Source organism: Rahnella inusitata (assembly GCF_965118895.1).
Lineage (GTDB): Bacteria > Pseudomonadota > Gammaproteobacteria > Enterobacterales > Enterobacteriaceae > Rahnella > Rahnella inusitata_A.
On sequence record NZ_CBCPJJ010000008.1, the window covers coordinates 209,367 to 221,256 of the forward strand.

The following is an 11,890-nucleotide window of genomic DNA, read 5'->3' on the forward strand; positions in this document are numbered from 1 at the left end:
ATGAATGACAGGATTAAAAATGGCACAAATAACAAAACCTGAAGTCGACGTCGTCGTCGTCGGCCTCGGCTGGGCGGGCTCGTTGATGAGCATCGAGCTGGCAATGGCCGGGCTGACCGTACGCGCGCTGGAACGCGGCGGCGATCGTGGTTATGAAGAGTTTGCTTACCCGAAACCGGCCGATGAATACGCCTACGCCGTGCGTAACAAAGTGATGGCCACTCCGGCGCAGGCCGCGGTGACCGTGCGTTATAACATGAGTGAAACCGCGCTGCCGACCCGTAAATGGGGCGCGTTTGCGCCGGGTACGGGCGTCGGCGGTTCCGGTCTGCACTGGACAGGCGTGTTAATCCGCCCGACGCCGACCGATTTAAAACTCAAAACCTATGCCGATGAAGCCTATAAACCGGGCGTTTTGCAGGAAGACATGCGGATCATGGATTTCCCATTCAGCTGGGATGAAATCGAGCCGTATTACACCAAGTTCGAGCACATCTGCGGCCAGTCCGGAAAAACAGGTAACCTGCGCGGGCAGATTATGGAAGGCGGCGATCCGTTTGAAGGGCCGCGCTCCGAGCCTTATCCGCTGCCTGCGCTCGAAGATACGCTTAACAGCAGCATGTTCGCTGAAGTCACCAAAAAGATGGGCTATCACCCGTTCCCGAACCCGTCGGCCTGCGTTTCCCGCGCATGGACTAACCCTTACGGCAACCAGATAGCTCCGTGTAACTACTGCGGATATTGCAGTAAATACCCGTGTCTGAACTATTCGAAAGCCTCACCGCAAACTGCCGTGATGGACGCGCTGAAGCGCATGGATAACTTCTCCTATGAAGTCCACGCCAACGTGATGAAAGTCGAGCTGCACGATGATAAGAAAACCGCCAAAGGCGTGATCTACATTGATGCGCAGGGCAATGAATGCTTCCAGCCGGCAAAAATCGTGGTGCTGAGCAGCTTCCAGTTTTGTAACGTCCGCCTGATGCTGCTGTCCGGCATCGGCAAACCTTATAATCCGATCACCGAAGAAGGCGTGGTTGGCCGTAACTACGCGTTCCTGAGCAACGGCGGCTCGACGCTGTTCTTCAAAGATAAAAACTTCAACCCGTTTGCCACCGCCGGCGCGACCGGCCAGATGTTCAATGACATTTCTCCGGGCAACTTCGACGGTCCATCACTCGGCTTTATCGGCGGCGCGAAAATCCACAGTTCTCAGGCGACCGGCACGCCAATCAGCACGGCGCTGCCAAAAGGTACGCCTGCGTGGGGAACCGGCTGGAAAGAGGGTATGGAAGAGTGGTACGGCCATTCGATGAAAATCAGCATCACCACCACCTGCCAGTCTTATCGCGACATCTATCTCGATCTCGATCCGAACTACAAAGATGAGTACGGCTATCCGCTGCTGCGCATGACTTTCGACTGGAAACAGAACGAGCTGAAGCTGCAACAGTATCTGAAGGGCATCGTGGGCAATATCACCAAAGAGCTGAACCCGGACAGCTACAGCGAAAGCTTCCTGCCGATGGATGCGCACTTTGACCTCACCAAGTACGTCTCAACGCACAACGTCGGCGGTGCGGTGATGGGCGATAACCCGAAAACCTCTGCGCTGAACAAGTTCCTGCAAAGCTGGGATGTGCATAACGTGTTTGTGCCGGGCGGCAACGCGTTCCCGCAGAACTTCCAGGCCAACCCGACGGATACCATCGGCGCGATCACCCTGATGGCGGCGCAGGCGATTAAAGATCAGTACCTGAAAAACCCCGGCCCACTGGTGCAGGCATAAGCGGAGATGAACTCAATGAAATTTAAGCGTTTATTTATCGTTAACGCCATGCTGCTGGGTGCCGGTTTGATGGCCAATGCGCAAGCTGAAACCACGTCACCTGACAATGCGGCTCTGATTAAACAGGGCGAATATGTTGCGCGTCTGGGCGACTGCGGTGCCTGTCACACGGTGGCCGGGAAACCGGCGTTCTCCGGCGGGCTGGCGATTAACTCGAATCTTGGCACTATCTATTCGACCAATATCACGCCGGATAAAAATCACGGCATTGGCAGCTATACCGAACAGCAGTTCTCCGATGCGGTGCGTAAAGGCGTTCTGCCTGATGGCACGCGCCTTTACCCGGCGATGCCGTATCCTGATTACGCCAAAATTAACGATCAGGATATGCACGCGCTGTACGTTTACTTTATGCAGGGCGTAAAACCGAGCGCCGAACAGCCGCCGGAAACGGAACTGAGCTTCCCGTTCAGCCAGCGCTGGGGCATGCGGTTCTGGAACTGGGCGTTCGCGTCCGATAAACCTTTCCAGCCGATTGGCGGGGCAACGGCGCAGGTTAACCGTGGCGCGTATCTGGTCGAAAGTCTCGGCCACTGCGGCAGTTGTCACACGCCGCGCGGTTTTGGGATGAACGAAAAAGCGCTCGACAGCAGCGATTCAGATTTCCTCGCGGGCGGCAGCCTGAATAACTGGGACGTTCCGTCGCTGCGCGGCGTGGCGCACTGGAATCAGCAGGAAATTGTTGATTATCTCGGCAAAGGGCGTAACGACAAAGCGGCGGTCGGCGGCGAAATGACGTCAGTGGTTGAGAACAGTACGGCGCACATGACGGATGACGATCTCAACGCCATCGCAGCGTACCTGAAGTTCCTCGGCGGCAATCCGCCGGTACCGGTCGCGGATGCGCAGAAGGCCAGCGCAACCGAAGCCAAACTGACGGCGGGGAAAAACCTGAGCGAAGGCGAGCGTTTATATCTGGATAACTGCGGTGCCTGCCACTTTGTGACCGGCAAGGGCGCGCCTGGCGTGTTCCCGGAGCTTGATCAGGCAACGATTGTGAACGCGCAGGATCCGACCGGGCTTATCCATACAATCCTCGCCGGAGCGCAGCAGCCGTCAACGGCGCGCGCACCTTCGACGCTGGTGATGCCTGGCTTCGCCGGGCGGCTGACCGATGAAGAAGCGGCCCAACTCGCGACGTTTATTCGTCAGGGCTGGAGCAACAGCGCCCCGGCGGTCTCGGCTAAAGACGTGAGTGAGGTGCGCAAAACACTGGCGCATTAAAGCCTAAGTTGTCTGTTTTGTTGTACAAAACGGCTTTCCGAAAGGGAGGCCGTTTTTATTTACGCAGCGACACTTTTTTAGCCGATAGTCAGGTGTATGAAATCAATAATTATCTGAAATCACGGCTAAAAAATCATATCGAACCGCCGGAACACTATTAGCAGAATTAGACCGAACGCTTATCGAACTGAAAAAACTATGCCGCTACGATATGCCACTGTTTGCGCCACTATTTCATCTGTCTAATATCTGCATGGAATTATATCTGTTGGCTAGATGGCCGGTTGAATAATATTTAATAATGTCCAATGCATCAATAATTCATCAGGTTTTGAAAGAGATGTCAGCAAAGAGTATCTCTTTATTTTTTAAATCATAATCCCTATCTATTAATCAAGATTTAGCATTGATATATTGCATTTGTTAAGAGCGCATAACTAAGTTATAAACTCTGAAACTTCATGGAGGTTAAACATGGCTAATCCTATCTATATGACGATAAGCGGCGAGAAACAAGGATTGATTTCACAAGGCTGTGGAACCTATGATTCAATGGGTAACAGATATCAGGCTGCACACAAAGATCAAATTTTTGTATTGACCTTATTGCACAGCACCCATCGATATCAAAATGTTTGTCATCAACCTTTAACAATTATAAAAACTATCGATAAATCATCCCCATTATTTGGTGTCGCTATTTCTAACAATGAAAAGCTTCAATGTAATTTCGATATTTTACGCACTGATATTACAGGACTAAATTCAAAATATTACTCGATTGAATTACGGGATGCATTTCTTATTGATGTTTCTCTAAACTTCCCTCACTCAGTTGATCATAACGACGCCCAACCCGAAGAAACGCTGATCTTTACATTTAAAAGTATTACCTGGCAGCATCACCAGGCGGGAACGGCAGGCTATAGCTTTTGGCAAGATAATGTGATGTAGGGGAAAATATGAGTGAAAGAAGACATATCACTACCTCCGCTCTGGGGAATGCTAAAGGTTTTGGACTGGTTTACACCAAAATACTGGGTTGGATCGACCTTGGTCATGCGCGGGGAGATGATTCCCGAAGGCTTAAGCGGATATTATTTGAGGAAAAAGAGAGAAAGTTTTTTCCTGAGTTTAACGACTGGTATTTCCCCGTTGATTATTTTCAGGAAATGAAGAAAAGTCTTTATTTCAATATCGAGGCATGGGGAGGTGTCAACGCTCCTTTGATGGTACGATCTTGTCTTAGCCGTGAACTAAAAAACCGAATAGCATTAACGATAATGATGAAAACGGCATGGCGTTTTGAGGCATTTCAGGCATCATCGTTACTTAACTGGTTTTCAGACAGCGGATTTAGCTGCGAGGATTTGGTCTCCGATTTGGTGGGCTTTTATCGGGTGTTTGGTAACGGTATTGATCCATTGGTTCTCGCTCAACCAACTGATATCGCTTATGGGAGATCTATTTGGGATTTTTATGGACCTGTTGGGAATTTTAAAAACAAAGGATTCAGGCCATTGCTATTCCCTGAACCAAATCCATTACGAAAACCCTTACCTCGTTTCGGCTACATTCCAACTTGGTTGAATTACATTCAGCCTTTAGGCGATTTATCAAATAAGTACATATCAAATCGTTTTGTAAAATATCCTTATAATAATTTTTTTGATGATAAAAATAGATTGAATAGAGATTTGTATATATCATTGAGGAAAAAGGTTGACCGGTTCGCTCCTGAATCCCTTGATATTCCTTCTCATTTTTATATTCACCCTCATTATCCCGTGGCTCCAGATTATTTTCACTTTCCTCAGGATTATTTGAAGTAAAGAACGTAAGGGGGTGATGAGTCGTATCGGGTTGGTTCTGGCATGCTTGCTACTTGATATGGATAGATATGATTGCTAATTTTTTGAAAGGGTTAAGTCGCGTGCTTCTCATCTATATCACGCTGCTCATTCTTATTTTTGCCTGGAAACTGGTGTTTGCCGGATATATTTCTGGAGGTCGCGAATACACTAAGTCTGACTGGTTTGATTATTACATTCTGACATCTTCTCTTATCCGACATGCTCCAGAGGCATCTGAAAGCGCCACATATCATTTACAGGGCAGCGATGAATATCAGAATGAAGAAGAGGAAGTTGTATGGATAAATGTGAAAGATGTTCCGGGCGCAGTTCAAAAGCTAAATCAATATTTAGTGGAAAAGGGCGTCGATGTTGAAAGTGAATATCAACGCGGAAATGAATATTTTGTAATGTATTACAATGATGTAGTCATTTTAAGAATTGGAAGATGTAAGTACTCATGCCCATGAATGTGAATTTTCTCCTGCAAATAAAAAAATCCACGCTTTCGCGTGGATTTTCGTTTCTGACAGATGGCGTTTCGGATCAGAACATCATCACCATCCACGGGTAGGCGATAAGCATCATGCCGCCGAGGAAGATGGCGCCGAAGATGGTGCCCAGACGCCAGTAGTCTTTGGTTGGGAGGTAACCGCTGCCGTAGTAAATCGGGCTCGGGCCGGTACCGTACGGGGTAATGATCCCCATCACGCCCAGCGATGTCACCATCATCAGGCAGTAAACCGGCATGTTGATGCCTGGAATGGCCGCCGCAATGGTCAGCATCGCCGGTAACAGGGCGGTGGTGTGCGCGGTGGTACTGGCGAACAGATAGTGCAGAAGGAAGAAGGCAATCAGCAACATCACGGCGGCTACCTGCGGATCGAATCCGTCGAGCAGCTGCCCGCCTTCTTTACCCAGCCAGGCGATAAAGCCGACGCGTGCCAGACCGTCGGCCAGCGCAACCAGCGTCGCAAACCATGCGAACGTGTTCCAGGCCGGTTTGTTGCTGATAATGTCGTTCCAGTTAAGCACGCCGGTCCACAGCATCAGTACGACCACCAGCAACGCGGCCAGCGCCGGCTCGATCCACGCGGCGGCAAAAATCCACATTAGCAGCGCTGAACAGACGAAGATCAGCAGCAGGATTTCGTTGCGCGACAGCTTGCCCAGTTTTTCCAGCTCACTTTTGGCCCAGCGCGGCACTTCATCGTTAATCTTCACTTCCGGCGGGTAGAACCAGTACGCCAGCAACGGCATGGTGAGGATCAGCAGGACGCCGAGCGGCAGGAACGCGAGGAACCACATGCCCCACGAGATTTCAAAACCGGTGATGCTTTTGACCAGCGCCAGCGCGAGCAGGTTCGGTGCCAGCGCCGAGAGGAACATCGAGCTGGTGATACAGGCGGCGGTGATTGCCACCCACATCAGATAGGAACCGATTTTACGCGCGCTAGGATCGTTCGGCTTGGAACCGTACAGCGGCGGCAGGTTGGCGATAATCGGGTAGATGGTCCCGCCGCTTCGTGCCGTGTTGGAAGGCGTGAAGGGCGCGAGCAGCAGATCGGCGAAGGTGATGGCGTAACCGAGCGTCAGACTGCGGCGGCCGAGATACTTCACCAGAATCAGCGCCAGACGGCGACCAAACTGTGTTTTGTCATAACCGGCGGCGAACATAAATGCGCCGAAGATCAGCCACACCGTTGAGTTACCAAATCCGCTGACCGCCCATTTAAATGCCTCACCGGCCATTTTAAATTTCGGGTCAGCGACTTCAGCCGGGCTGAACAGCAACCACTGGCTGAACAGGGCGATGACCACCACGCCGGTCAGGCCGATCACCGCGCCCGGTAACGGCTCGAAAATCAGACCGACAATCACTCCTACGAAGATGGCAAAGAAGTGCCACGCATAAGGATTAAGCCCCGACGGCACCGGTGTCAGCAGCAAAATTACCGCCACCAGCACCGGAAGGAACAGCATGATCAAACGTTTCTTTAGCCCCGCGGAGGCAGGAGCGGCCTTTGCGGGATCATTCAAAGCGGATGTGGGTTTCATAGTTTTTTCTGCCCGTTATTTAAAGTGAGCCTTACGCCCGGATCTTTGTGTTGACGTTATCTGGTACTTTCGTTTTGAACTGTTGCTGTGGATATTTCACGACGGCATTTGAAATACATTAATTTCTCTGCGCGAATAGAGTGAGGTATTACGAAAAGACAAGGGAATAAACAACGACGGATATTATCCTTCGTACGTATCATTCCCATTCATGGCATTAACACTACTTTATGTGTGGTTATATTTTTGACCAAAATTACTGCTTTATGAAATGTAGAGTAAATTTCTGCAAAAGCCAAATTGAGGACTTAACCTGCTGATTTTGTTCGGAGGAATCGACATGTTAATCAAAAGTTGATTTTTGTCAACTCATGGTTAACAATTGGAGGGATATTTGCGTCAATGCTGAGTAATTAAACAACTCCCGTCCATCAGATGTTTATAACGTCACTGTCTCTTCTATATAAGAAAGCATTTTAAATTTATCACCTGCACCGGATAACTTAATTTAGCGGTAAGTCATTCGCCCACGAAAAAAATCAAAGCGTTTACATTTTGGAGTCGATCACAATGAATAAGCTCACCCCGGTTCTTAATCCTCTTACCTTGCCCAACGGCGCGGTGCTGAAAAACCGCCTGCTGATGGCACCGATGACCACCTGTACCGGTTTTTACGACGGTACGGTGACCAGTGAACTGGTGGAGTATTACCGCGACCGCGCTGGCAGCATTGGCACAATCATCGTTGAGTGTTGCTTCATTGACCGCATGGGCCCGGCCTTTCCCGGCGCGATTGCTATCGACAGTGACAACAAAATCCCCGGACTGAAAAAGATCGCCGATGCCATTAAATCCAAAGGCTCGAAGGCGGTTTTGCAGATCTATCACGGCGGCCGCATGGTCGAGCCAGAGCTGATTGGCGGCAGAACGCCGGTCGCACCAAGTGCGCTGGCGGCACCGCGTGAAGGCGCGACCACGCCGAAAGAGCTGAGCGGCGAAGAAGTTGAAGTGATGATCACCAAATTTGGTGATGCGGTGAACCGTGCGATCAAAGCCGGATTTGACGGCGTCGAAATTCACGGCGCGAACACTTATCTGATCCAGCAGTTCTACTCGCCAAACTCCAACCAGCGCACCGACAAATGGGGCGGCGACCGCGAGAAGCGCACGACCTTCCCGATGGAGGTCCTCGAAATCACTCACAAAATGGCGGATCGCTTCGCCGACGATCATTTCATTATCGGATACCGTTTCTCGCCGGAAGAGCTGGAAGTGCCGGGCATCCGCTTTGACGACACCCTGTATCTGCTGGAAAAACTCGCCGCGCGCGGGCTGGACTACGTGCATTTCTCCGTCGGGCAACTGCTGCGTCCTTCTATTGTCGATACGACTGATCCGACGCCGCTTATTACCAAATTCCGCGCGATGCGTTCTGAAACCCTGGCGAAAGTGCCGGTGATCGGCGTCGGTGGTGTGGTGAATAAAGCCGACGCCGAGAAAGCACTGGAATACGGCTTTGATCTGGTGGCGGTGGGTAAAGCCTGCATCGCTTATCCGGACTGGGCCGATCGCATCATTAATAACGATCATCTGGAACTGTTCATCGACAGCAACAAACGCGAAGAACTGAATATTCCGGAACCGCTGTGGCGCTTCTCACTGGTTGACGCCATGATCCGCGACACCAGCACCACTGGCCGTAAATACAAAGCCGGGGTGTATCAGGAGAAAGTCGAAGCCGAAGCGCTGAAACTAAAAATCAGCGTGACGCTCGATACCGACCGTATCACCGATATCTCTCTGGTGAAGGACGACACGCTCGACGTCGATTTCACCACCACTTTCGAACAGCTGCGTTCGCGCATTCTGGTCGCCAACAGTCCGCACGTCGATGCCATCACCGGCGCGACCACGCAGAGTGAGGCGCTGAAGAAAGCGGTTTCCCGCGCGCTGACCACCTCCAGCAAAGAACACGTCATCGAAGAAGGCGGTAATCCGCAGGCACCGCAAAATTACGATGTGGTCATCGTTGGCAGCGGCGGCGCGGGGCTGGCAGCAGCCATTCAGGCGCATGACGAAGGCGCTCACGTGGTCATTATTGAGAAAATGCCGACCATTGGCGGCAACACCATTAAAGCCTCGGTGGGAATGAATGCGGCAGAAACCCGTTTCCAGAAAATCAAAGGCATCGAAGACAATAAAGAGCTGTTCTACGAAGAAACATTGAAAGGCGGCAAATTCAAAAACAACCCGGAATTGCTGCGTGAGTTTGTCGAACTGGCCCCTGAGGCCATCGAATGGCTGGCGGCGAAAGAGATTGAGCTGAACGACATCACCATCACTGGCGGCATGAGCATCGACCGCACGCATCGCCCGGAAGACCGCTCGGCGGTGGGTGGCTTCCTGATCAGCGGGCTGGTGAAAAACATCAACAAACGCGATATCGAAGTGCTGCTCGAAACCTCCGTCGCCGAGATTTTGTATGAGAATGGCGCGGTGACCGGCGTCAAAGTCGTCGATGAGTACAACGACAGCCGCATTCTGAATGCCAAAAGTGTCATCGTCGCCACCGGCGGTTTCAGTGCCAACCGTGAGATGGTGGTGAAGTATCGTCCAGAGCTCGATGGTTTTGTGACGACTAACCACAAGGGCGCGACCGGCAGCGGTATCGCCATGCTGCAAAAAATCGGCGCGGATACCGTCGATATGGGCGAGATCCAAATCCACCCGACCGTTGAGCAGACAACGTCATACCTGATCTCAGAGTCCATTCGCGGCGGCGGGGCGATTCTGGTGAGTCAGGCGGGCAAGCGTTTCTATAACGAGATGGAGACGCGCGACAAAGTCTCTGCAGAAATCATCTCGCTGCCAGAGAAAAGCGCGTGGGTGATTTTCGATGAGCAGGTACGTGCCAACAACAAAGCGGCCGATGAGTATATCGCCAAAGGTTTTGTGCTCAGCGCCCCGACGCCGGAAGAGCTGGCGGTGAAGCTGAACATGAACCCGGTTGCACTGACCGAGACACTGGAACGCTATAACCTGTTTGTGGTGGAGAAGAAGGATGAAGATTTCGGTCGTACCACTGCGCTGCGTCACCCGCTCAATCAGGGGCCGTTCTTCGCCATCCGCATCGCGCCGGGCGTGCATCACACTATGGGCGGCGTGGTGATCAATACCGACACCGCCGTGTTGGATGCGCAGAAACAGCCGATCACCGGTGCATGGGCGGCAGGTGAAGTCGCGGGCGGCATCCACGGTGCTAACCGCATCGGCGGTAACGCCGTCGCCGATATCATCATCTTCGGTATTCTGGCGGGGCGTAACGCGGCAGCACTGGCACGCGGTTAAGTAATATTGACAGCAACCTGTGGGTCGCGGTGAAAACAGGCAGTCATTTGAATCCACGCTCCGGCGTGGATTTTTTTTGGATGGCGCTCAAAAAAAAGTCCGCCACAGTGGGCGGACTCTTTCAGAGGTTGACGCTAATTACGGCAAATTAACGGTAAACCAGACCCACGATGGACGCAGAGAGCAGGCTGACCAGCGTTGCGCCCACCAGCAGGCGGAACGCAGCGCGGGCGACCATGTTGCCCTGAACTTCTTCGATACTTTTTACCGCTCCGGCAATAATCCCGACGGTAGAAATGTTGGCGAAAGACACCAGGAAGACGGACAGGATTGCCACGGTGCGCGGCTCGAGGTGCGCGATCAGGTCTTTCATCTGCAGCATTGCGACGAACTCATTGGCAACAATTTTGGTGCCCATGATGCTGCCAGCGGTCAGGGAATCCTGACTGACGATGCCGGTTAACCAGGCAACCGGGTAGAACAGGTAGCCAATGATGTCCTGGAAGCTTTTACCAAAACCGCCCATGAAGATGGCATTGATCATCGCCAGCAGGGCGTTGAAGCCGACCAGCATCGCAGCCACGATCATCGCCATTTTGAAACCGGCCATGATGTACTCGCCCAGCATTTCTACGAAGCTGTGTTTCGGTACAGTAAGCTTAGGCATCTCATTATCCGCTTCGTCAGAATACGGGTTCACCACCTGCAATACCGCAAAGGTAGAAAGCATATTCAGAATAAGCGAGAGCATCACATAACGTGGTTCCAGCAGGGTCATGTACGAACCCACAATCGACATGGAGACGGTCGAGATGGCGGTGGCGGATAATGTATACATGCGGCGTTCATTCAGGTGCGGGACAATATCTTTAATCGCGATAAAGTTTTCAGATTGTCCGACCAATAAAGAACTCACGGCATTAAAGGATTCCAGTCGTGGCATTCCGTTAATTTTAGATAAGAGATAACCGATCCCTTTAATCATTAATGGCAAAATACGCAGGTGCTGGAGAATACCAATCAGCGCGGAAATAAAGATGATTGGGCATAATACGAATAAGAAGAAGCTGAACTGATTATCATTGACCAGACCGCCAAACACGAAGTCGGTACCGACGCGTGCGTAGCTCATCAGATTGGTGAACACGCCGGAAAGGCCGGAGATCAGGTAAACGCCTGCCTGGCTGTAAAGCAGAACCCAGGCCAGTACGATTTCGATCACCAAAATTTGCACGACGTAGCGCAGTTTAACGCCGCGTTTGTTGTAGCTAATCAACCAGCCAATGCCGAATATCATTATAAGGCTAAGTAAAAAATGCAATATATTTGACGTCATGGAGGATCCAAATGATGTGAGTGGTGTTTTAAGCGCGAACTATAACAGCAACCTCACAAAACTCATCTGCTTTTTTCATTGCGTTGCGCACAGGTAATCGATTGCGTTCAAAAAAGAAACAATCGGAGTCTGCTATTTTAAATAACGCACCGAAGTGGTGAGAATTTTATTAGTTCGCACTGATTTGGTGAACGGAATTATATTATGCAGTGCATTTTTTCA

Annotated in this window: 8 protein-coding genes; 6 read left to right on the forward strand and 2 right to left on the reverse strand. The window is 51.2% G+C overall.

Annotated elements, in window-relative coordinates:
- Window positions 1-19 precede the first annotated feature (19 nt).
- The 5 genes from ACMHLI_RS06870 (at window position 20) to ACMHLI_RS06890 (ending at window position 5,396) form a co-directional block, all read left to right on the forward strand.
- Window positions 20-1,789: a GMC family oxidoreductase gene (locus tag ACMHLI_RS06870; RefSeq protein WP_413528803.1), complete on the forward strand. Its 1,770-nt coding sequence runs from the start codon at window positions 20-22 to the stop codon at window positions 1,787-1,789.
- 6 nt (window positions 1,790-1,795) lie between these two features.
- A complete protein-coding gene (locus ACMHLI_RS06875; RefSeq protein WP_413528804.1) occupies window positions 1,796-3,073 on the forward strand; it encodes a c-type cytochrome in 1,278 nt (425 codons plus the stop codon).
- A 474-nt stretch (window positions 3,074-3,547) separates the two neighbouring features.
- Window positions 3,548-4,027 (forward strand): Hcp family type VI secretion system effector, encoded by a 480-nt coding sequence (locus ACMHLI_RS06880; RefSeq protein ID WP_413528805.1) that lies wholly within the window; start codon window positions 3,548-3,550, stop codon window positions 4,025-4,027.
- 8 nt (window positions 4,028-4,035) lie between these two features.
- On the forward strand, window positions 4,036-4,905 hold the full coding sequence (locus ACMHLI_RS06885; RefSeq protein ID WP_413528806.1) for a hypothetical protein: 870 nt from the start codon (window positions 4,036-4,038) through the stop codon (window positions 4,903-4,905).
- 68 nt (window positions 4,906-4,973) lie between these two features.
- Window positions 4,974-5,396: a hypothetical protein gene (locus ACMHLI_RS06890; protein ID WP_413528807.1), complete on the forward strand. Its 423-nt coding sequence runs from the start codon at window positions 4,974-4,976 to the stop codon at window positions 5,394-5,396.
- A gap of 76 nt (window positions 5,397-5,472) precedes the next feature.
- On the opposite strand, the gene ACMHLI_RS06895 is transcribed toward ACMHLI_RS06890, so the two are convergent.
- A complete protein-coding gene (locus tag ACMHLI_RS06895; RefSeq protein ID WP_112167685.1) occupies window positions 5,473-6,984 on the reverse strand; it encodes an anion permease in 1,512 nt (503 codons plus the stop codon).
- Between the two features lie 570 nt (window positions 6,985-7,554).
- Here ACMHLI_RS06895 and ACMHLI_RS06900 point away from each other — a divergent pair.
- Entirely contained in the window at window positions 7,555-10,332 is a 2,778-nt protein-coding gene (locus ACMHLI_RS06900; protein ID WP_413528808.1) for a flavocytochrome c, read from the forward strand.
- A 148-nt stretch (window positions 10,333-10,480) separates the two neighbouring features.
- On the opposite strand, the gene ACMHLI_RS06905 is transcribed toward ACMHLI_RS06900, so the two are convergent.
- The gene (locus tag ACMHLI_RS06905) at window positions 10,481-11,668 is read right to left on the reverse strand and encodes a NupC/NupG family nucleoside CNT transporter (protein ID WP_413528809.1); all 1,188 of its coding nucleotides are present in this window, start codon (window positions 11,666-11,668) and stop codon (window positions 10,481-10,483) included.
- Window positions 11,669-11,890 lie beyond the last annotated feature (222 nt).